Raw genomic sequence first — 22,118 nt, 5'->3', positions numbered from 1 at the left:
CCCCAACGGTCAACCGTTCAGAACTTTTGTACCGTTTGGGGAATGCCTCAAAACGTGTCTTTCCAGGCCCGCAGTGCCGCAAAAACCTCACTCGGCGCCCGGTTTTGAGGGCCGCTCCGTTCGTCCACTTTTTGTTTAACTAATGTTTCACCCGTCCGCAGAAAGGGGTTCGTGAGCTTTTCCAGGGCCAAGGTCGAGGGCAGGGTCATCACGCCGTTTTCCCGCTGCTGGCGGACTTTTTCCAGACGGGCGGCGATGTCCGGGTTGGCCGGTTCGACCGCGGCGGCGAACTTCAGGTTGCTCAACGTGTATTCGTGGGTGCAGTAGACCAGCGTGTCTTCCGGCAGCGCGGCCAGGCGGCTCAGGGAATGGTGCATCTGCTGCGGCGTGCCTTCGAACAGGCGGCCGCAGCCGGCGGCGAACAGGGTGTCGCCGCAGAACAGCAGGCCATGGCGGTAGTAGGCGATGTGGCCCAGGGTGTGGCCGGGCACGGCGTAGACGTCGAAGTCCCAGCCCAGCACGCGGGCCTTGTCGCCGTCCTTGAGCGCGATGTCGCGGCCGGGGATCTTCTCGCTGGCCGGGCCGTGGACGGTGGCGCCCGTGGCCGCCTTCAGCGCCTCGACGCCGCCGACGTGGTCATGGTGGTGATGGGTGATCAGGATGTCGCCCAGCACCCAGCCCGGATGGGCGTCGAGCCAGTCCTGCACCGGCGCGGCATCCCCCGGATCGACCACCGCGCAGCGGTGGGTTGAATGATCCTGCAACAACCAGATGTAGTTGTCGGTGAACGCGGGGAGGGCACTGATCTGTATCATCTTCGGATTCGCCAAACGGGTAACATTGGCGCATCTTAGAGCTTCGTGGCGCTTTGGAGAACGACATGACCGATAAAGCGTTCGCTCAGGCCGATCCTGACTGGCTGGCCCTGATCAGTTCGGCCCGGGAGTGGCTGTCCGGGCCCCTGGGCCAATTCCTGCTGGACGAGGAGCGGCGCATGCTCGAAGACGAGCTGGGCCGTTTCTTCGGCGGCTACCTGGTGCATTACGGCCCGTCCGCCGAGACGCCGCCGTCGGCGCCCCAGGTGCAGCGCAACGTGCGCCTGGGCGCGCCGTTGCCGGGGGTAGAGATCGTCTGCGAAGAACAGGCCTGGCCGTTGAGCGAGCACGCGGCCGACGTGGTGGTCATGCAGCACGGGCTGGATTTCTGCCTGTCGCCCCACGGCCTGCTGCGCGAGGCGGCCAGCAGCGTGCGCCCCGGCGGGCACCTGCTGATCATCGGCATCAACCCCTGGAGCGCCTGGGGCCTGCGCCATGTGTTCGCCCATGACGGCCTGCGCAAGGCGCGCTGCATCTCGCCCTCGCGGGTCGCCGACTGGCTCAACCTGCTGGGCTTCGCGCTGGAGAAACGCCGCTTCGGGTGCTATCGTCCGCCGCTTGCGTCGTCCGCGTGGCAGGCGCGCCTGGCCGGCTGGGAACGCCGCGCCGGCGCCTGGCAACTGGCCGGCGGCGGCTTCTACCTGCTGGTGGCGCGCAAGATCGTGGTCGGCCTGCGCCCGGTGCGCCAGGAGCGCCGCGAACCGATGGGCAAGCTGATCCCGCTGCCGATGGCCAAGGTCAACCGCCGCCGCATCGAACCGTAGACACCTTCTTTATATTCCGGCCGGGCCTGTCCCGGCCTCGGCCATCGTCGGCCGCTGTCCGGCGAGGCACGGCAATTTCTGGATGACTGGCATGACCGATAACGTAGAACTGTTCACTGACGGCGCCTGCAAGGGCAACCCCGGCCCCGGCGGCTGGGGCGCCTTGCTGGTGTGCAAGGGCGTCGAGAAGGAACTGTGGGGCGGCGAAGCCAACACCACCAATAACCGCATGGAGCTGCTCGGCGCGATCCGCGGCCTGGAAGCCCTCAAGCGCCCGTGCGAAGTGCTGCTGGTGACCGACTCGCAATACGTGATGAAAGGCATCAACGAGTGGATGGCCAACTGGAAGAAGCGCGGCTGGAAAACCGCCGCGAAGGAGCCGGTGAAGAACGCCGACCTGTGGAAGCAGCTGGACGAGCAGGTCAACCGCCACAAGGTCACCTGGAAATGGGTGCGCGGCCACATCGGCCATCACGGTAACGAACGGGCCGACCAATTGGCCAACCGTGGCGTCGACGAAGTGCGTGGCTACAAGCAGGATTGATTCCGGCCGTGCACCGTGATGCGGCCGATCGCCAGCAGGCTGGCTCCCACAGGGTACTGATGCATTGTGCAGATCCAATGTGGGAGCCGGCCTGCCGGCGACGGGCACGACGCGGTCCACCTGAAACCCCGCGGCGAGCGTGATACCATCGCCGCCTTTGTCCGATTGCACCCGTTGAGAGCTGAACACTGATGGCCACCAGATCCGTTGTACTCGATACCGAAACCACCGGCATGCCGGTGACCGACGGCCACCGGATCATCGAGATCGGCTGCGTCGAACTGATGGGTCGGCGCCTGACGGGCCGGCACTTTCACGTGTACCTGCAACCGGATCGGGAAAGCGACGAGGGCGCGATCGGCGTTCACGGCATCACCAACGAGTTTCTGGTCGGCAAGCCCCGCTTCGCCGAAGTGGCCGACGAGTTCTTCGAGTTCATCAACGGCGCGCAGCTGATCATCCACAACGCGGCGTTCGACGTCGGCTTCATCAACAACGAATTCGCCTTGCTGGGCCAGCAGGACCGGGCCGACATCACCCGCCACTGCTCGATCCTCGACACCCTGATGATGGCGCGGGAGCGCCACCCCGGCCAGCGCAACAGCCTCGATGCGCTGTGCAAGCGTTATGGCGTGGACAACTCCGGCCGTGAGCTGCACGGCGCGTTGCTCGACTCGGAGATCCTCGCCGACGTCTACCTGACCATGACCGGCGGCCAGACCAGCCTGTCCCTGGCCGGCAACGCCTCCGACGGCTCCGGCGAAAGCAGCGGGCGCGCGTCCGAGATCCGGCGCCTGCCGGCCGACCGCCAACCGGGCCGGATCATCCGTGCCAGCGAAGACGAACTGGCGCAGCACGCGGCGCGCCTGGAAATCATCGCCAAGTCCGCCGGCGGACCGGCGCTGTGGACGCAACTGATCGAATCCCAGGCCTGATCCGGTCCCTCGTCACCGGATCGGCGCAAGCACCGCTTCCCCGGACATGAAGCCAACTGGCCACCCTCGCAACAACGGCGTTGACCCTCTACCCTGAGGACATTGGCACGCTGCGCGCTGCCGCCTCAGGACTCTGGGCCCCATGTACAAAGATTTGAAGTTTCCGGTGTTGATCGTCCACCGCGACATCAAGGCCGACACGGTTGCCGGCGAGCGTATCCGGGGCATCGCCCGGGAGCTGGAGCAGGAAGGATTCAAGGTCGTTTCAGCCACGGACTACACCGAAGGCAGGCTGGTGGCGTCCACCCATCATGGCTTGGCGTGCATGCTGATCGCCGCCGAAGACGCCAGCACCAACTCGCATTTGCTGCACAACATGGCCGAACTGATCGGGCTGGCCCGGGTGCGGGCGCCGGAGTTGCCGATCTTCGCCTTGGGCGAGCAGGTGACCCTGGAAAACGCCCCGGCCGACGCCATGGCCGAGCTCAACCAGTTGCGCGGCATTCTCTACCTGTTCGAAGACACCGTGCCGTTCCTGGCTCGGCAAGTGGCGCGGGCGGCGCGCAAGTACCTGGACGGGCTGCTGCCGCCGTTCTTCAAGGCGCTGGTGCAGCACACCGCCGACTCCAACTATTCCTGGCACACCCCCGGCCACGGCGGTGGCGTGGCGTACCACAAGAGCCCGGTGGGGCAGGCGTTCCATCAGTTCTTCGGCGAAAACACCCTGCGCTCGGACCTGTCGGTGTCGGTGCCCGAGCTCGGTTCGCTGCTCGACCACACCGGTCCCCTGGCCGAAGCCGAAGCGCGGGCGGCGCGCAACTTCGGCGCCGACCACACCTTTTTCGTGATCAACGGCACCTCGACCGCCAACAAGATCGTCTGGCATTCGATGGTCGGGCGCGATGACCTGGTGCTGGTGGATCGCAACTGCCACAAGTCGGTGCTGCACGCGATCATCATGACCGGTGCGATTCCGCTGTACCTGTGCCCGGAGCGCAATGACCTGGGGATCATCGGCCCCATTCCCCTGAGCGAGTTCAGCCGCGAGTCGATCCAGGCCAAGATCGACGCCAGCCCGCTGACCCAGGGGCGCGAGCCGAAGGTCAAGCTGGCGGTGGTCACCAACTCCACCTACGACGGCTTGTGCTACAACGCCGAGCTGATCAAGCAAAGCCTGGGCAACAGCGTGCAGGTGCTGCATTTCGACGAGGCCTGGTATGCGTACGCCGCGTTTCACGAGTTCTTCGCCGGCCGCTATGGCATGGCCACCTCCCGCAGCGCCGACAGTCCGCTGGTGTTCACCACCCATTCCACCCATAAACTGCTCGCGGCGTTCAGCCAGGCGTCGATGATCCATGTCCAGGACGGCGGGGCGCGGCAGTTGGACCGCGACCGTTTCAACGAAGCGTTCATGATGCACATCTCGACGTCGCCGCAGTACAGCATCATCGCGTCGCTGGATGTGGCGTCGGCGATGATGGAAGGGCCGGCCGGGCGTTCGCTGCTGCAGGAAACCTTCGACGAGGCCTTGAGTTTCCGCCGGGCGCTGGCCAACCTGCGCCAGCACATCGCGGCCGATGACTGGTGGTTCTCGATCTGGCAACCGCCGGGCGTCGAGGGTACCGACCGGGTGAAGACCGAGGACTGGCTGCTGCAGCCCGAGGCCGACTGGCACGGGTTCGGCGAGGTCGGCGACGATTACGTGCTGCTCGACCCGATCAAGGTGACGTTGGTGATGCCCGGCCTGAACGCCGGCGGCGCCTTGAGCGAAAGGGGCATTCCGGCGGCGGTGGTCAGCCGGTTCCTGTGGGAGCGCGGTCTGGTGGTGGAGAAGACCGGCCTGTATTCGTTCTTGGTGCTGTTTTCCATGGGCATCACCAAGGGCAAGTGGAGCACGTTGCTGACCGAGCTGCTGGAGTTCAAGCGCAGCTATGACGCCAACGTCAGCCTCGCCACCTGCCTGCCGTGCGTCGCCCAGGAAGATGCGGTGCGCTACCGCGGCATGGGCTTGCGCGACCTGTGCGATCAATTGCATGGCTGCTACCGCACCAACGCCACGGCCAGGCACCTCAAGCGCATGTACACCGTGCTGCCGGAGATCGCCATGAAGCCGGCCCACGCCTACGACCAACTGGTGCGCGGCGAGGTCGAGGCCGTGCCCATCGATGAGCTGGAAGGGCGGGTGGCGGCGGTGATGCTGGTGCCTTACCCGCCGGGCATCCCGTTGATCATGCCGGGCGAGCGCTTCACCGAGGCCACCCGTTCGATCATCGAATACCTGAAGTTTGCCCGCACGTTCGATGCAAGCTTCCCCGGTTTCGTGGCTGATGTGCATGGACTGCAACATGACGACCATGGCAACGGACGGTCGTACACCGTCGATTGCGTCAAGGAATGAGGACGTACAACCCTATGCAAGCGCTTATGAACCCGAAACATCCCGGCCTGTCGGTGCGGGTCGCCGACGACGGCTTTGCCGCGTACATCTGGGGCAGCGACTTCAGCTTCGAGGTCAGCGCCTATGGCGCCGCCGAGATCGGCCGGCCTGTGGCGGCGTGGGCCGTGACGCCGATCGTGCCGTACCGCAAGTGCTACGGCATCGACCCTGAAGAATTCAGCAGCTACCGCGACGCCGCCGACAGCGAAATCTTCATGGCCTACCTGGGCGACGAGCCGGTCGGTCATCTGGTGGTCAGCACCAACTGGAACGGCTTCGCCCATATCGACGAATTGGCGGTGCATGCCCCGGCGCGGCGCCACGGCGTGGCCAAGGCATTGCTGGATGTGGCGCAGTTCTGGAGCCGCAAGAAGAAACTGCCGGGCATCATGCTCGAAACCCAGAACAATAACCTCGGCGCCTGCCGGCTGTACGAGCGTTGCGGCTATGTGATCGGCGGCATCGATCACCTGCGCTACCGCGGCATCGACCCGAACACCGCCGAAGTGGCGCTGTTCTGGTATCGATTGTTCGATAACCCGCTGGAAGGGCCGGTCAGCCCGCCAACATCGCCGCGGCTTGTTCCGTGACGAGGGCGAGCAGCGTCTGGATGGCCGCCGGCGACGGGGCGTGCCGGTAGGTCAGGGCGTAAAGGCTGACCGGCACCGCCGGCGACAGCGGGCAGGCATCGAGGCCGGCGGCACGGGCGCCGAGGGCGGTGAACGGGTCGACGATGGCCAGGCCTTCGCCGGCCTCGACCATGCTGCGCATCATCTGGTGGGTCTGCACCCGGGTGCGGATGCTCGGCGCCGGACGCAGCGCCTGGAGCTTGTGCTCCAGCGCGGGGCTCAGCGGATCCTGGCCCTCCAGGCCGACCATCGCCTGGCCGGCCAGATCCGGCAGGGAAACGTACTTCTGCTTCGGCTGCAGCCAGCCGTGGGGCGCCAGCAGCTGAAGCTTGCCTTGGGCCAGCGCCTGGCAATGGATGTCGGGGTGTTCAGGATCGTGCAGGCTCAGGCCCAGGTCGCATTCGCGCAGCAGCAGGCGGCGGACGATGTCGCGGGTCGGTTCGCTGAACAGGGTGCAGGGGGCGTCCGGCAGGCGTCGGCGCAGGGCGGCGAGGCTTTGCGGCAGCAGTTGCTGGGCCAGCGGCGGTGTGCCGGTGATCCGCAGGGGCGGGGCGAGGTACTGGCGCAGGCTGTCGGCCAGACGCTGCACCGGCTCCAGCGCTTCGTAGATGTGGCCGATCTCGACTTGCAGCGCCTTGGCTTCCGGGGTGGCCTGGAGCCGTCCGCGAACGCTGGCGAACAGCATGAACCCCAACTCGCTCTCGGCCTCGCGCAACCGCGCTTCGACCTCGGCCGTCGACAATTGCAGCCACTCGGCCGCGGTGCCTGCATGGCCGGTCTGCAGCAGCGCCTGAATCACTTCGATATGACGTAAACGCATGCGGCAAGTCCATGTCCGGCGGTTGGGGTCAGTGGCTGAATCCTACCCCAACTCGGCACGGAAGACTTCTGCTCATAACGACCGGTTATGAAGCGATGACGGAGTCGGGTTCGCGGATCAGGGTGATGCCGGACTGCACCAGCAGGAATTCGTTTTCGTCGATCTTGTTGATGCGATCGCCGATCGCCAGCTTGTAGGTGGTGACGGGCTCCGTGCCGGTGAGTCCGTCTGCCGACGGGTTGGATTCCTGGTACTCATGCACGGAATAAACGCGGCCTTCCGCATCTCTTGCATGGAACTGACCGACGAGTACTGCTGCCATCTGTTTAGAACCTCTGGAGATAAAACGCTGGATTGACGGCTGGGTAGACCGTCATCGGGCGCGGTAAGTTTTCCTACAGGAAAAAAATAATGCGTGCACCGGGATTTCCCGGCCGCCTGGTGAAAACGCCGACGGATCATCTATAACTACAGGCTCCTCCCACGGACAGTCGAGAGTCTTCCCATGAGCAATGTCTACAACGTCGCAGTAGTGGTCGGCAGCCTCCGCAAAGCGTCGCTCAACCGCAAGGTGGCCCTGGCCCTGGCGGAGCTGGCGCCGGCGAACCTCAAACTGAACATTGTCGAAATCGGCGATCTGCCGCTTTACAACGAAGACATCGACGGTGATTCGCCGCCGGCAGCCTACAGGACTTTCCGTCAGCAAGTGGCTTCATCCGACGCAGTGCTGTTTGTCACCCCGGAATACAACCGTTCGGTGCCGGCGCCGCTGAAGAACGCCATCGACGTCGGTTCCCGGCCTTACGGCAAAAGCGTCTGGAGCGGCAAGCCGGGGGCGGTGATCAGTGTTTCGCCCGGCGCCATCGGCGGTTTCGGCGCCAACCAGCATCTGCGCCAGTCTTTCGTGTTTCTCAATGTGCCGTGCATGCAACAGCCTGAAGCCTACCTGGGCGGCGCCGGCTCGGCGTTCGACGAGGCGGGCAAGCTGAATGAGTCGGTGCGGCCGTTCCTGCAGGGGTTCATCGATGCCTACGGGCAGTGGGTGGAGCAGCACAAGAAGTGATTTGGCGGCCGGACTGACGGGGTAGCCTTGATGTCTTGCGGCGCCCCGGCTGACGCCATCGCCAGCAGGCTGGCTCCCACAATGTTCTGCGATGAATGCAAACGCTGCGTCCAACGGAGATACCTGTGGGAGCCAGCCTGCTGGCGATGGCGTCTTGTCATTCACAACCGATGTGAATGACCGACCGCTCCCGCAGGCTTTTTTCCTGTCCCACATTCGGGCATTGTCCGCGTTTCCATTTCATGAAGGCTTTCGCGGATGCTGGCTGCGTCATTGATATTCCTGCTGACCATCACACTGGTGATCTGGCAGCCCAAAGGCCTCGGCGTCGGCTGGAGCGCGACGTTCGGTGCGGTGCTGGCGCTGCTGTTCGGCGTGGTGCACCTGTCTGACATACCGCTGGTGTGGCAGATCATCTGGAACGCCACCGGCACGTTTGTCGCGCTGATCATCATCAGTCTGTTGCTCGACGAAGCCGGGTTCTTCGCCTGGGCCGCGTTGCACGTGGCGCGCTGGGGGCGGGGCAGCGGGCGCAAGCTGTTCGCGTTCATGGTGCTGCTCGGCGCGCTGGTGTCGGCGCTGTTCGCCAACGACGGCGCGGCGCTGATCCTCACGCCCATCGTGATCTCGATGCTGCTGGCGCTGCGGTTTTCCCCTGCCGCGACCCTGGCGTTCGTGATGGGGGCGGGCTTCATCGCCGACACCGCGAGCCTGCCGCTGGTGGTGTCGAACCTGGTCAACATCGTTTCCGCCGACTTCTTTCACATCGGCTTCAACCGCTATGCGGCGGTGATGGTGCCGGTCAACGTCGTGAGCGTGGCCGCGACGCTGGGCATGCTGCTGTGGTTCTTCCGGCGCGACATCCCCAAGGCCTACGACCCCGAGCAACTGGAACGCCCGGAAACGGCGATCCACGATAAACCCACGTTCTACGCCGGATGGGCGGTGCTGCTGATCCTGCTGGCGGGCTGCTTCGCCCTCGAACCGCTGGGCATTCCGATCAGTTTCATTTCCGCCGCGTGCGCCGCGCTGCTGCTGGCCATCGCCGCCCGCGGGCATCGGATCTCCACGCGCAAGGTGATGAAAGAGGCGCCCTGGCAGATCGTGATCTTCTCCCTGGGCATGTACCTGGTGGTCTACGGCCTGCGCAACGCCGGGCTCACCGGCTACCTGGCGGGCTGGCTCGACGTCTTCGCCGGGCACGGCGTATGGGGCGCGGCGCTGGGCACCGGGGTGCTGACGGCGTTGCTGTCGTCGATCATGAACAACCTGCCGACGGTGCTGATCGGCCTGCTGTCCATCGACGCCAGCCAAGCCACAGGCGTGGTGAAGGAGGCGATGGTCTACGCCAACGTGATCGGCAGCGACCTGGGGCCGAAGATCACCCCGATCGGCAGCCTGGCGACCTTGCTCTGGCTGCATGTGCTGGCGCGCAAGGACATCCGCATCGGCTGGGGGTACTACTTCAAGGTCGGCATCGTGCTGACGGTGCCGGTGCTGCTGGTGACGTTGGCGGCGCTGGCCGTTCGGCTGTCGCTGTAACCGCGTCGGCCCCATCGTCAGCAGGCTGGCTCCCACATAGGGATGTCTGTGGGAGCCAGCCTGCTGGCGATGGGCACGCCGCCGACCTCAAACCTGGCCCGGCACGTTCGGCCACAGGTCGGACACCAGGAACAGCCGCTCGGCCTCTTCCCATTCGCCGCGGGCGTTTTCGGTCAGGCGCACCATCAGCTGCGCCGGGGCCAGCGGTTCCAGCGCATCGAGCCAGGCTTGGAGATGGCCGTTGCTCCAGGTCTGGTCCGCCGGATAGTGGGCCGGCGCCAGCCAGGCGTGGCGGGGCAGGGGTTGCCAGCGTCCGGCGGGCCGCTGTGCGACGAACGCCGGCCAGTCCTTCTGGTGCAGCCAACTGCCGCGCAAGTGCTGCGGATGGGCACCGTCGGGCGGTTGGGATTCTCCGGGCCACGGATACAGCAGATAACCGCCGAGCCACAATTGCGCGCTGAACGGCCCGACATCCAGCGCCGCCAGCGCTTCGCGGCTTTCCGGCCGGGCGGAGATCGGCAACTGATGCTCGCTCAGGTGCGCCAGCTTGCGGTCCAGCCGGTCATGGCAGCCGGGCCCCAGCCACTGCGCCGGATCCTGGCCGCCGCCGTTCTGCGGGCCGAGGTAGAGCTTGATCGCCAGTTCCAGGTGATGCACGCCGTCACGGTCGCGCAGCAGCATGTCCAGTTCGCCCAGGGTGTGGCCGTCGCGGCGGATCGGCAGGTTGGCGGCGATCAGTTCGATGCCCGGCGCGTGCTCCACGGCAAACTGCCACAGCCGTTCGTAATACAGGCCCAGCCGCCGGGTGCGGGCCTGGGACAGCCAGTGCAGCAGGCCGTAGCTGTCGCGGTCGAGCCGGCGCAGCCAGTGCTCCAGCCGTTCAGGATCGCTCACCCAGTCGCTGGCGGCCAGCGGATGGCGCTGCGGCCAAGGCGTGGCGGCCAGCATCGGCGGGGCGAGGATCACCCACGCCAGATCGCGCACCTCAGGGTGGCGCAGGCGGTGGGGCAACTGGAGCAAATCGGGAAATAGGATCATCTTGCGAGCATAGCCCCAAACGCGGGTACGCCCTTGTGGCTGAAAGGATTTTGTCTATGCGCCGCTTTCGCCCATAATCGTGCTTTTCGCCGCATCCGCCCCGCAGGAGTCCCATGGAGCAATTTCGCAATATCGGCATCATCGGTCGCCTGGGCAGCTCCCAGGTGCTGGATACCGTCCGCCGACTGAAACGCTTTCTGCTCGATCGCCACCTGCACGTGATCCTCGAAGACACCATCGCCGAAGTCCTGCCGGGCCACGGCCTGCAGACGTCCTCGCGCAAGATGCTCGGCGAGGTCTGCGACATGGTCATCGTCGTCGGCGGCGACGGCAGCCTGCTCGGCGCCGCCCGGGCGCTGGCCCGGCACAACATACCGGTGCTGGGGATCAACCGCGGCAGCCTCGGCTTCCTCACCGACATCCGCCCCGACGAGCTGGAGGTCAAGGTCGCCGAAGTGCTCGACGGCCACTACCTGGTGGAGAACCGCTTCCTGCTCCAGGCCGAAGTGCGCCGCCACGCCGAAGCCATCGGCCAGGGCGATGCGCTGAACGACGTGGTGCTGCACCCCGGCAAGTCGACGCGGATGATCGAGTTCGAGCTGTACATCGACGGCCAATTCGTCTGCAGCCAGAAGGCCGACGGCCTGATCGTCTCCACGCCCACCGGCTCCACGGCCTATGCGCTGTCCGCCGGCGGCCCGATCATGCATCCCAAGCTCGACGCCATTGTGATTGTGCCGATGTACCCCCATACCTTGTCCGGGCGGCCCATCGTGGTCGATGGCAACAGTGAGCTGAAAATCGTCGTGTCCAAAGATATGCAGATCTACCCGCAAGTGTCCTGCGACGGGCAGAACCACTTCACCTGCGCGCCGGGCGACACCATCACCGTCAGCAAGAAGGCGCAGAAGCTGCGCCTGATCCATCCGCTGGACCACAACTACTACGAAGTCTGCCGCACCAAGCTCGGCTGGGGCAGCAGGCTGGGTGGCGGAGGCGAGTGATGCTCGATCCTGCGCGAAGTTACGACCTGATCGGTGACGTGCACGGCTGCGCCCTGACGCTGGAGCATCTGCTGGACCGGCTCGGCTACCACAAGCAGGGCGGCGTCTGGCGGCATCCGTCGCGCATGGCGGTGTTCGTCGGCGACATCATCGACCGCGGCCCGCGGATCCGCGAGGCGCTGCACATCGTCCACGACATGGTCGAGGCCGGCCAGGCGCTGTGCATCATGGGCAACCACGAATTCAACGCCCTGGGCTGGAGCACGCCGGCGCTGCCCGGCAGCGGCAAGCAGTTCGTGCGCGAGCACACGCCGCGCCACGCGCGCCTGCTGCACGAGACCCTGACCCAGTTCGAGCAGCACCCGCACGACTGGCACGACTTCCTGCAATGGTTCTACGAACTGCCGCTGGTGGCGGACGCCGGGCGTTTCCGCGTGGTGCACGCCTGCTGGGACGCCGGCATGATCGAACCGTTGCGCGGCCTGTTCCCCGATGCGCGCATTGACGAACACTTCCTCCAGGCCTCGGCCGTGCCGGGCAGCTTCGCCTGCACCGTGTTCGACCGCCTGCTGCGCGGCACCGACATGCGTCTGCCGGACGGCCTGACGATGACCAGCGGCGACGGCCTGGTGCGTTCGTTCTTCCGCACCAAGTTCTGGGAGGACGATCCGCAGACCTACGGCGACATTGTGTTCCAGCCCGACGCGTTGCCGGAGCCGGTGGCGCAGAAGCCTTTGACCTCGAGCGAGAAAAACAGCCTGCTGCGCTACGGCATCGATGAGCCTTTGCTGTTCGTCGGCCACTACTGGCGCAGCGGCAAGCCGGCGCCGATCCGGCCGAACCTCGCCTGCCTGGACTACAGCGCGGTGCTCTACGGCAAGCTGGTGGCCTATCGCCTGGATCAGGAAACCCGCCTCGATCCGCACAAGTTCGTTTGGGTCGACGTCGAGCGGCCGGAGGTGCTGCGATGAGCGCGGTGGCGGTATTGCGTCTGCCCCTGGCGGCGGACCTGAGCGGCTTCGTCAAACTGCTGCAGCGCATGCAGGTGCCCCACCGCGTCAGCGAAGAGGCGGGCGAGCAGGTGCTGTGGGTGCCGGCGGAGATCAGCGACGACGTGCGCTCGCTGTACGAGCGCTTCCCGGCCGGCGACCCCGACCTGCAACTGGACATCCCGGCGGGGCAGCCCCTCAGCCGTCCGGGCTTCGTCGAACAGCTGAAGTACGCCAAGGCCACGGCGTCCGTCCTGCTGCTGACGTTGATCGTCGCCGCGCTGACCCTGCTGGGCGACAACCTCGACACGATGCGCTGGCTGACCTTCCTCGAATTCCGCGTGGTCGGCGAGTACATCCAGTTCACGCCGCTGGCGGACAGCCTCGCGGCGGGGCAGTGGTGGCGGCTGGTCACGCCGATGCTGATCCACTTCGGCATCCTGCACCTGGCCATGAACGGCATGTGGTACTGGGAGCTGGGGCGGCGCATCGAGTCGCGCCAGGGCGGCGTCAACCTGATCGGCCTGACGCTGCTGTTCAGCCTGGTGTCGAACTTCGCCCAATACCTGTTCAGCGGCCCGACCCTGTTCGGCGGCCTGTCCGGCGTGCTCTACGGCCTGCTCGGGCACTGCTGGATCTTCCAGCTGCTGGCGCCGAACCCGGCCTACCGCCTGCCGCGCGGCGTGCTGGTGATGATGCTGGTGTGGCTGCTGGTGTGCCTGTCCGGGCTGGTCTCGGCCATCGGCTTCGGCCAGATCGCCAACGCCGCCCACGTCGGCGGGCTGTTCATCGGATGCTTCACCGGCCTGTTGGGCGGTTTGTACAACCGCCGTAAACTGGCCGCCTGAACCGTTTACTGGAAAAAGAGACCGGAGACCCTGATGTCCTCTTTCAACGAAATGATCAAAAACATCACCCCGGACATCTACCGCAGCCTGAAGCTGGCGGTGGAGATCGGCAAGTGGTCGGACGGCAACAAGCTCACCGCCGAGCAGCGCGAACTGTCGCTGCAGGCGATGATCGCCTGGGAGATCCAGAACCTGCCCGAGGAAGAGCGCACCGGTTACATGGGCCCGCAGGAATGCTCGTCGAAGTCGATCGAAGTGCCGAACATCCTGTTCAAGTCGGACGCCATCCATTGATCGAGATCGGCCGCGGTTCCATCAGCAAGATGTCGGCGCGCCTGGATGGGGCCGACGTGCAGTACGCGTTTCGTCTGGACGGCGTCGAGGTGCCGGTCAACCCGTTGATCGGCAGCACGCTGCGTCTGGAGTACCTGGGGGCGATCCACTGCACCCATTGCGGACGCAAGACCAAGACCAGCTTCAGTCAGGGCTACTGCTACCCGTGCATGACCAAGCTGGCCCAGTGCGACGTGTGCATCATGAGCCCGGAGCGGTGCCACTACGATGCCGGCACCTGTCGGGAGCCCGAGTGGGGCGAAAAATTCTGCATGACCGACCACGTCGTGTACCTGGCCAACTCCTCCGGGATCAAGGTCGGCATCACCCGCGCCACCCAGCTGCCGACCCGCTGGCTCGACCAGGGCGCCAGCCAGGCGCTGCCGATCCTGCGTGTCGCCACCCGCCAGCAGTCGGGGTTCGTCGAGGATCTGCTGCGCACCCAGGTGGCGGACAAGACCAACTGGCGCGCCTTGCTCAAGGGCGATGCCGAGGCGGTGGACCTGGTGCAGGTGCGCGACCGGCTGTTCGACAGCTGCGCCGAAGGCCTGCTGGGCCTGCAGCAGCGATTCGGCCTACAAGCGATTCAGAAAGTTACCGACGTACAACCGCTGGAGATCCGCTATCCGGTGGAGCAATACCCGGCCAAAATCGTCAGCTTCAACCTGGACAAGAACCCGATTGCCGAAGGCACCCTGTTGGGGATCAAGGGCCAGTACCTGATCTTCGACACCGGCGTGATCAACATTCGCAAGTACACGGCCTACCAGCTCGCCGTGCATCAATAAGGACGCCAGCATGCGCACCGAACAACCGAAGATGATCTACCTGAAGGACTATCAGGCGCCCGAGTACCTGATCGACGAAACGCACCTGACCTTCGAGTTGTTCGAGGATCACAGCCTGGTGCACGCGCAACTGGTGATGCGCCGCAACCCGGCCCGCGGCCCGGGCCTGCCGCCGCTGGTGCTCGACGGCCAGCAGCTGGAGCTGCTGTCGGTGACCCTGGCCGACCAGGAACTGGGCGCCGCCGACTACCAACTGACCGACAGCCACCTGACCCTGCACCCGGCCAGCGAGACCTTCACGGTCGACACCAGCGTGCGCATCCACCCGGAGAGCAACACCGCGCTGGAAGGCCTGTACAAGTCCGGCCGCATGTTCTGCACCCAGTGCGAGGCCGAAGGGTTCCGCAAGATCACCTATTACCTCGACCGCCCGGACGTGATGAGCAAGTTCACCACCACCGTGGTGGCCGAGCAGCACAGCTACCCGGTGCTGCTGTCCAACGGCAACCCGGTCGCCTCGGGCCCCGGCGAAGACGGCCGGCATTGGGCGACCTGGGAAGACCCGTTCATGAAGCCGGCCTACCTGTTCGCGCTGGTGGCCGGTGACCTGTGGTGCGTCGAGGACAGCTTCACCACCATGAGCCAGCGCACCGTGGCGCTGCGCATCTATGTCGAGCCGGAAAACATCGACAAGTGCCAGCACGCCATGAACAGCCTGAAGAAGTCCATGCGCTGGGACGAAGAGGTCTACGGCCGCGAGTACGACCTGGACATCTTCATGATCGTCGCCGTGAACGACTTCAACATGGGCGCCATGGAGAACAAGGGCCTCAACATCTTCAACTCCAGCGCCGTGCTGGCCCGCGCCGAGACCGCCACCGACGCCGCGCACCAGCGGGTCGAGGCCATCGTCGCCCACGAGTACTTCCACAACTGGTCGGGCAACCGCGTGACCTGCCGCGACTGGTTCCAGTTGTCGCTCAAGGAAGGCTTCACCGTGTTCCGCGACGCCGGTTTCTCCTCGGACATGAACTCGGCCACGGTCAAGCGCATCCAGGACGTGGCGTACCTGCGCACCCACCAGTTCGCCGAAGACGCCGGCCCCATGGCCCACGCCGTGCGCCCGGACAGCTTCATCGAGATCTCCAACTTCTACACCCTCACCGTGTACGAAAAGGGCTCGGAAGTGGTCGGCATGATCCACACGCTGCTGGGTGCCGAGGGCTTCCGCAAGGGCAGCGACCTGTACTTCCAGCGCCACGACGGCCAGGCCGTGACCTGCGACGATTTCGTCAAGGCCATGGAGGACGCCAACGGCGTCGACCTGACCCAGTTCAAGCGCTGGTACAGCCAGGCCGGCACGCCGCGCCTGGCGGTGAGCGAGTCCTACGACGCCGCTGCGAAGACCTACGGCCTGACGTTCCGCCAGAGCTGCCCGGCGACCCCGGACAAGGTCGAGAAGCTACCGTTCGTGATCCCGGTCGAGCTGGGCCTGCTGGACAGCCAGGGCAACGCCGTCGCGCTGCGCCTGGCGGGCGAAGCCTCGGCGCAGGGCACCTCCCGGGTGATCTCGGTGACCGAGGCCGAGCAGACCTTCACCTTCGTCGACGTCGCCGAGCAGCCGCTGCCTTCGCTGCTGCGCGGCTTCTCCGCGCCGGTGAAGCTCAGCTTCCCGTACAGCCGCGACCAGCTGATGTTCCTGATGCAGCATGACAGCGACGGCTTCAACCGTTGGGATGCCGGTCAGCAACTGTCGGTGCTGGTGCTGCAGGAACTGATCGCCCAACAGCAGAAGGGTGAGCCCCTGGTGCTGGATCCGCGCCTGGTGTCGGCCCTGCGCACCGTGCTGGCCGACGAGTCGCTGGATCAGGCCATGGTCGCGGAGATGCTGTCGCTGCCGAGCGAAGCCTACCTGACCGAGATCAGCGAGACGGCCGACGTCGACGCGATCCACACCGCCCGGGAGTTCGCCCGCCGGCAACTGGCGGACAACCTGTTCGAAGCGCTGTGGCTGCGTTACCAGGCCAACCGCGACCTGTCGAAGAAGACGCCGTACGTGGCCGAAGCCGAGCACTTCGCCCGCCGTGCGCTGCAGAACATCGCGCTGTCGTACCTGATGCTCAGCGGCAAGCCTGAGGTGCTCGCCGCCACGCTTGAGCAGTTCGACACCTGCGACAACATGACCGAACGCCTGACGGCGCTGGCCGTGCTGGTCAACTCGCCGTTCGAGGAGCAGAAGGCCAAGGCCCTGGCCACGTTCGCCGAGCACTTCAAGGACAATCCGCTGGTCATGGACCAGTGGTTCAGCGTGCAGGCCGGCAGCACCTTGCCGGGCGGTCTGGCCCGGGTGAAGGCGCTGATGCAGCACCCGGCGTTCAGCATCAAGAACCCGAACAAGGTACGTGCGCTGATCGGCGCGTTCGCCGGGCAGAACCTGATCAACTTCCACGCGGCGGACGGTTCGGGCTATCGCTTCCTGGCGGACCTTGTGATCGAACTGAACGCGCTCAACCCGCAGATCGCTTCGCGGCAACTGGCGCCGCTGACCCGCTGGCGCAAATACGACAGCGCCCGTCAGGCGCTGATGAAGGGCGAACTGGAGCGGATCCTCGCGTCGGGCCAACTGTCCAGCGATGTGTATGAAGTGGTGAGCAAGAGCCTGGCCTGAGGTAGATGTGGGGCTGGCCAAGAGCCGGCAACCCCACAAAACCCTGTGGGAGCCCGGCCTGATGTGGATGTGGGGTTGACCAGGTGCCGGTCACTCCACAGAACCCTGTGGGAGCTGGCTTGCCAGCGATGACGTCTGACCAGGCAATGCGTCAGTGTCTGTCATCGCGGGCAGGCCCGCTCCCACCGGTTTTGGCTTGACGCTATTTCAGGTCAAACCGGTCCAGCTCCATCACCTTGCTCCACGCTGCCACGAAGTCCTTCACAAACTGATCCTTCGCATCGGCACTGGCGTACACCTCGGCCAGCGCACGCAGCTGCGCGTTGGAGCCGAACACCAGATCCACCCGGGTCGCGGTCCATTTCACGTTGCCGGTCTTGCGGTCCTTGCCTTCGAACTCATCGGCGGCTTTCGACGTCGGCGCCCATTCGACGCCCATGTCCAGCAGGTTGCGGAAGAAGTCGTTGGTCAAGGTGCCGGGACGGTCGGTGAACACGCCATGCTTGGTTTGGCCGGCGTTGGTGTCCAGCACCCGCAGGCCGCCGAGCAGCACGGTCATCTCCGGCGCCGACAGGGTGAGCAGTTGCGCCTTGTCGATCAGCAGCGCTTCGGCCGATACCCGGTACGTGGCCTTGGCGTAGTTGCGGAAGCCGTCGGTGTGCGGTTCAAGGAAACCGAAGGAGTCCACGTCTGTCTGGTCTTGCGTGGCGTCGGTGCGGCCGGGCGAGAAGGGCACGGTGACCGAATGCCCGGCATTTTTCGCCGCTTGTTCGACGCCGGCATTGCCGGCCAGCACGATCAGGTCGGCGAAGGAGATTTTCGTGCCGCCGTGGCTGTCGTTGAACTGATTGCGGATGCCGTCGAGTGTCGCCAGCACCTTGGCCAGTTGCTCGGGCTGGTTCGCCGCCCAGAACACCTGAGGCGCCAGGCGCAGACGCCCGCCGTTGGCGCCGCCGCGCTTGTCAGAGCCGCGGAAGGTGGATGCGGCGGCCCAAGCGGTGGAGACCAACTGCGACACCGTGAGCCCTGAGGCGAGCACTTTGCTCTTGAGCTCGGCGATTTCGCTGTCGCCCACCAGCGGGTGATCGACCGCCGGGATCGGATCCTGCCAGAGCAGTTCCTCGTTGGGATTTTCCGGACCGAGGTAACGGGACAGCGGGCCCATGTCGCGGTGGATCAGCTTGTACCAGGCCCGGGCGAAGGCGTCGGCCAGTTGATCGGGGTTGGCCAGGAAGCGCCGCGAAATCTGCTCGTAGGCCGGGTCGAAGCGCAGGGCCAGGTCGGAGGTCAGCATGGTCGGGTCACGGCGTTTGCCGGGGTCGTGGGCATCGGGAATGGTGCCGGCGCCGGCGCCGTTCTTCGGTTTCCACTGATGGGCGCCGGCGGGGCTCTTGGTCAGTTCCCATTCGTAGCCGAACAGGTTCTCCAGGTAGTTGTTGCTCCATTTCGTCGGCGTGGTGGTCCAAGTCACTTCCAGGCCGCTGGTGATGGCGTCGCCGCCCTTGCCGGTGCCGAAGGTGCTTTTCCAGCCCAGGCCCTGCTGCTCAAGGCCTGCCGCTTCCGGTTCCGGGCCGACATGGTCGGCGGGGCCGGCGCCGTGGGTCTTGCCGAACGCGTGGCCGCCGGCGATCAGGGCCACGGTCTCTTCGTCGTTCATGGCCATGCGGCCGAAGGTTTCGCGGATGTCCTTGGCCGATGCCACCGGGTCGGGATTGCCTTCAGGGCCTTCCGGGTTGACGTAGATCAGGCCCATCTGCACGGCGGCCAGCGGGTTTTCCAGATTGCGCTCGCCCTGGTTGGTGCGGCTTTCCTCGCTGCCGTGGATGGCCGGTTCGGCCACCAGGGTGCCGTCGCCCGGCGGCTGCACGTCCGGGCCTTTGCCGTAGCGGTTGTCGCCGCCGAGCCAGGTGGTTTCCGAACCCCAGTAGACGTCTTCATCGGGTTCCCAGACGTCCGGGCGGCCGCCAGAGAAGCCGAAGGTCTTGAAGCCCATGGACTCCAGCGCGACGTTGCCGGTCAGCACGATCAGATCGGCCCAGGAGATGTTGCGGCCGTACTTTTGCTTGATCGGCCACAGCAGGCGCCGGGCCTTGTCGAGGCTGACGTTGTCCGGCCAGCTGTTGAGCGGTGCGAAGCGCTGCTGGCCGGAGCCGGCGCCGCCGCGGCCGTCGGCGGTGCGGTAGGTGCCGGCGCTGTGCCAGGCCATGCGGATGAACAGCGGGCCGTAGTGGCCGAAGTCGGCCGGCCACCAGTCCTGGGAGTCGGTCATCAGCGCCGTCAGGTCGCGTTTGAGGGCCTGGAAGTCCAGGCTCTTGAAGGCCTTGGCGTAGTCGAAGTCCTTGCCCAGCGGATCGGACTTGGGCGAATGCTGGCTGAGGATCTTCAGGTTCAGTTGATTGGGCCACCAGTCGCGGTTCGTCGTGCCACCGCCGGCGGCGTGATTGAACGGGCATTTCGATTCGTTTGCCATGTCCGGGTCCTTATCAGGTCTTCTGCGGCCGGCTCGTGCCGACTTCGGACTAGTAAGGCTAGTCCCGACTCCGGCAGTCGGCTAATAGGCCGACTATTGGAGGCCGATAGGGGAAAGCTTTCAGGTCTTTACGGGGTGATGCGCCGTGTTGATGCGTGGGATGCACCCGCGAGAACCGCGTGGTTGAGCGGTTGCCGCATCTCGGCTGGCAGAACAGTGATGGCAAATAGAAATGTTATTGTATAACATTAATTTTGTTTCATCCTGTCTCGGCGTGTCGTCCATGACTGCCGGCGACGTTCACTCTTCTGTCTATGGAATCCAGAAATGTCTGCCCGTCCTCTCCCTTGGCGCCTGACGCCCCTGGCCGCTGCGCTGCTGTTCGCATCGCCCCTGGTCGCCGCCGAACCCCTCGAACTGCAACCGCAGGTCATCACCGCCAACCCGCTGGGCAGCCAGACCCTCGCAGCGCCGTCGACGGTGCTGTCCGGCGATGACCTGACGTTTCAGCAGAAGGGCAGCCTCGGCGAAACCCTGAACAGGCAACCGGGCGTTTCATCGTCGTATTTCGGCCCCGGCGCGAGCCGGCCGATCATCCGGGGCCAGGACGGCGACCGCATCCGCATCCTGCGCAACGGCGTCGGCGCGTTGGACGCCTCGTCGCTCTCCTATGACCACGCGGTGCCGCTGGATCCGGTCAACGTCGAGCGCGTCGAGATCGTCCGTGGCCCGGCGGCGTTGCTGTACGGCGGCAGCGCCATCGGCGGGGTGGTCAACACCTTCGACAACCGCATTCCCACCGAAGCCATCGACGGCATTCACGGTGCCGGCGAGTTGCGCTACGGCGGCGCCGACACCACCCGCAGCAGCGCCGGCAAGCTGGAGGCGGGCAATGGGCAATTTGCGTTGCACGTAGACGCCAGCGCCCGGGAGTTCAACGACCTGAAGATCCCCGGCTACGCCAAGACCGGCCGTGAACGCGCCGACGATGACGGTGATGCGAAAAAGCACCGTCTGGCCAACAGCGACGGTCGCCAGGACGGCGGCGCGGTGGGGAGTTCCTACACCTGGGACGACGGTTATGCCGGTCTTTCCTACAGCCATTACGATTCGAACTACGGCTCGCCCGCCGAAGACGACGTGCGCATCCGCATGCAACAGGACCACTACGCCTTTGCCTCGGAAATCCGCAACCTGGACGGCCCCTTCAGTTCGGTGAAGTTCGACGCCGGCTACACCGATTACGAACACCGGGAAATCGAAGGCGGCGAAACCGGCACCACCTTCAAGAACAAAGGATACGAAGCGCGGGTCGAGGCCCGGCACCAGCCGCTGGGGCCGCTCAATGGTGTGATCGGCGCCCAGGTCAGCCGCAATGAATTCTCTGCGCTGGGCGAAGAAGCGTTCGTGCCGCAGACCGACACCAACGCCGGCGCGCTGTTCCTCCTGGAGGAACTGCAAGCCACGGACCGGTTGCTGCTGACCCTGGGCGGACGCCTGGAACACACCACCGTCGACCCCGACGCCAAAGGCAAGGAGCGTTTCGCCGAGGCCGGCCGCTCCAGCAACTTCACCGCCGGCAGCCTGTCGTCCGGTGCGGTGTACACCCTGACGCCTGTCTGGTCGGTCGCCGCGACCCTGGGCTACACCGAACGGGCGCCGACGTTCTACGAGCTGTATGCCAACGGCGCCCACGTGGCTACCGGCACCTACGAGGTCGGCGATGCCGGCCTGTCGAAAGAGAAGGCGGTGTCCAGCGACCTGGCGCTGCGTTTCGACAACGGCACCCACAAGGGCAGCGTCGGTGTGTTCTACAGCCACTTCTCCAACTACATCGGCCTGTTGAGTACCGGTCGCACGCTCAATGATGAAGGCGAACAAGACGCCGACGGCATGCCGGAGTACGCCTATTCGGGCGTGCGTGCGCGCTTCAGCGGAATCGAGGCGCAGGATCGCTGGGAGCTCGGCGAAAACGCCTACGGCAAATTCGCCCTGGAGTTGTCCGGCGACTACACCCGGGCGAAAAACCTCGACACCGGCCAAGACCTGCCGCGCATCGCGCCGCTGCGCCTGAACAGCGGGCTGGTCTGGAGCCTGGACCGTTGGCAGGCGCGGCTCGATGTCGAGCACGCCAGCTCGCAGCACCGCGTGCCGGACAACGAAAGCCGAACTGACGGCTACACCACGCTGGGGGCCAATGTGGGTTACAACTTCGATGTCGGCCGGAGCAAATGGCTGGCCTTCGTCAATGCCGAGAACCTGACTGACCAGACCGTACGCTACGCCAGTTCGATCCTGCGCGACATTGCGCCGGCGCAGGGGCGCAGCATCCAGGTGGGGTTGCGCACCACGTTCTGATCCACGGATCCGC

Annotated in this window: 19 protein-coding genes; 14 read left to right on the top strand and 5 right to left on the bottom strand. The window is 65.5% G+C overall.

Features of this window, described 5'->3' with window-relative positions:
* Window positions 1-47: 47 nt before the first annotated feature.
* Entirely contained in the window at window positions 48-815 is a 768-nt protein-coding gene (gene gloB / locus CAG29_RS06715) for a hydroxyacylglutathione hydrolase (RefSeq protein WP_085583622.1), read from the bottom strand.
* 65 nt (window positions 816-880) lie between these two features.
* On the opposite strand from gloB, the gene CAG29_RS06710 reads away from it, so the two are divergent.
* From CAG29_RS06710 to CAG29_RS06690, 5 genes are all read left to right on the top strand, one after another.
* Complete coding sequence (locus tag CAG29_RS06710) at window positions 881-1,639, top strand: class I SAM-dependent methyltransferase (protein WP_085583558.1); 759 nt, start codon at window positions 881-883, stop codon at window positions 1,637-1,639.
* Window positions 1,640-1,730: 91 nt separating this feature from the next.
* Window positions 1,731-2,183: a ribonuclease HI gene (gene rnhA / locus CAG29_RS06705; RefSeq protein WP_085583560.1), complete on the top strand. Its 453-nt coding sequence runs from the start codon at window positions 1,731-1,733 to the stop codon at window positions 2,181-2,183.
* Between the two features lie 191 nt (window positions 2,184-2,374).
* On the top strand, window positions 2,375-3,118 hold the full coding sequence (gene dnaQ, locus CAG29_RS06700) for a DNA polymerase III subunit epsilon (RefSeq protein ID WP_085583562.1): 744 nt from the start codon (window positions 2,375-2,377) through the stop codon (window positions 3,116-3,118).
* A gap of 142 nt (window positions 3,119-3,260) precedes the next feature.
* On the top strand, window positions 3,261-5,516 hold the full coding sequence (locus tag CAG29_RS06695) for an Orn/Lys/Arg decarboxylase N-terminal domain-containing protein (protein WP_085583564.1): 2,256 nt from the start codon (window positions 3,261-3,263) through the stop codon (window positions 5,514-5,516).
* A gap of 14 nt (window positions 5,517-5,530) precedes the next feature.
* Window positions 5,531-6,145, top strand: coding sequence for a GNAT family N-acetyltransferase (locus CAG29_RS06690; protein WP_085583566.1), 615 nt, complete (start codon window positions 5,531-5,533; stop codon window positions 6,143-6,145).
* Here the strand turns inward: CAG29_RS06690 and CAG29_RS06685 are convergent.
* Window positions 6,111-7,004, bottom strand: coding sequence for a LysR family transcriptional regulator (locus CAG29_RS06685; RefSeq protein WP_085583568.1), 894 nt, complete (start codon window positions 7,002-7,004; stop codon window positions 6,111-6,113). The genes CAG29_RS06690 and CAG29_RS06685 overlap by 35 nt on opposite strands.
* Window positions 7,005-7,089: 85 nt before the next feature.
* Entirely contained in the window at window positions 7,090-7,326 is a 237-nt protein-coding gene (locus CAG29_RS06680) for a hypothetical protein (protein ID WP_085583570.1), read from the bottom strand.
* A gap of 183 nt (window positions 7,327-7,509) precedes the next feature.
* Between CAG29_RS06680 and CAG29_RS06675 the strand changes: the two genes are divergently transcribed.
* Window positions 7,510-8,067 (top strand): NADPH-dependent FMN reductase, encoded by a 558-nt coding sequence (locus tag CAG29_RS06675; protein WP_085583572.1) that lies wholly within the window; start codon window positions 7,510-7,512, stop codon window positions 8,065-8,067.
* Between the two features lie 258 nt (window positions 8,068-8,325).
* A complete protein-coding gene (locus tag CAG29_RS06670; RefSeq protein ID WP_085583574.1) occupies window positions 8,326-9,609 on the top strand; it encodes an arsenic transporter in 1,284 nt (427 codons plus the stop codon).
* Window positions 9,610-9,696: 87 nt separating this feature from the next.
* Here CAG29_RS06670 and CAG29_RS06665 read toward each other — a convergent pair whose 3' ends face one another.
* Window positions 9,697-10,647, bottom strand: coding sequence for a DUF1853 family protein (locus CAG29_RS06665; RefSeq protein WP_085583576.1), 951 nt, complete (start codon window positions 10,645-10,647; stop codon window positions 9,697-9,699).
* A 113-nt stretch (window positions 10,648-10,760) separates the two neighbouring features.
* Here CAG29_RS06665 and CAG29_RS06660 point away from each other — a divergent pair, with 113 nt between their 5' ends.
* The 6 genes from CAG29_RS06660 to pepN are packed head-to-tail and all read left to right on the top strand — an operon-like array spanning window position 10,761 to window position 17,277.
* Window positions 10,761-11,651 carry an NAD(+) kinase gene (locus CAG29_RS06660; RefSeq protein WP_085583578.1) on the top strand — a complete coding sequence of 297 codons (891 nt, stop codon included), beginning with the start codon at window positions 10,761-10,763 and terminating at the stop codon, window positions 11,649-11,651.
* On the top strand, window positions 11,648-12,622 hold the full coding sequence (locus tag CAG29_RS06655) for a metallophosphoesterase (RefSeq protein ID WP_371857687.1): 975 nt from the start codon (window positions 11,648-11,650) through the stop codon (window positions 12,620-12,622). The genes CAG29_RS06660 and CAG29_RS06655 overlap by 4 nt, the downstream gene beginning before the upstream one ends.
* Complete coding sequence (locus CAG29_RS06650) at window positions 12,619-13,488, top strand: rhomboid family intramembrane serine protease (RefSeq protein WP_085583582.1); 870 nt, start codon at window positions 12,619-12,621, stop codon at window positions 13,486-13,488. The genes CAG29_RS06655 and CAG29_RS06650 overlap by 4 nt, the downstream gene beginning before the upstream one ends.
* A gap of 33 nt (window positions 13,489-13,521) precedes the next feature.
* Complete coding sequence (locus CAG29_RS06645; protein ID WP_085583584.1) at window positions 13,522-13,782, top strand: YeaC family protein; 261 nt, start codon at window positions 13,522-13,524, stop codon at window positions 13,780-13,782.
* On the top strand, window positions 13,779-14,609 hold the full coding sequence (locus CAG29_RS06640; RefSeq protein ID WP_085583586.1) for a DUF2797 domain-containing protein: 831 nt from the start codon (window positions 13,779-13,781) through the stop codon (window positions 14,607-14,609). The genes CAG29_RS06645 and CAG29_RS06640 overlap by 4 nt, the downstream gene beginning before the upstream one ends.
* A 10-nt stretch (window positions 14,610-14,619) precedes the next feature.
* Window positions 14,620-17,277: an aminopeptidase N gene (gene pepN / locus CAG29_RS06635; RefSeq protein ID WP_085694031.1), complete on the top strand. Its 2,658-nt coding sequence runs from the start codon at window positions 14,620-14,622 to the stop codon at window positions 17,275-17,277.
* 202 nt (window positions 17,278-17,479) lie between these two features.
* Here the strand turns inward: pepN and katG are convergent, their stop codons facing one another.
* Window positions 17,480-19,747: a catalase/peroxidase HPI gene (gene katG / locus CAG29_RS06630; protein ID WP_085583591.1), complete on the bottom strand. Its 2,268-nt coding sequence runs from the start codon at window positions 19,745-19,747 to the stop codon at window positions 17,480-17,482.
* A 327-nt stretch (window positions 19,748-20,074) separates the two neighbouring features.
* On the opposite strand from katG, the gene CAG29_RS06625 reads away from it, so the two are divergent.
* The gene (locus CAG29_RS06625; protein WP_085694029.1) at window positions 20,075-22,105 is read left to right on the top strand and encodes a TonB-dependent receptor; all 2,031 of its coding nucleotides are present in this window, start codon (window positions 20,075-20,077) and stop codon (window positions 22,103-22,105) included.
* The last annotated feature ends 13 nt before the right edge of the window (window positions 22,106-22,118 follow it).

Origin of the sequence: Pseudomonas sp. B7(2017) (assembly GCF_002112745.1) — a bacterium.
GTDB lineage: Bacteria > Pseudomonadota > Gammaproteobacteria > Pseudomonadales > Pseudomonadaceae > Aquipseudomonas > Aquipseudomonas ekonensis.
This window is presented reverse-complemented; position numbering and strand designations above follow the sequence as displayed.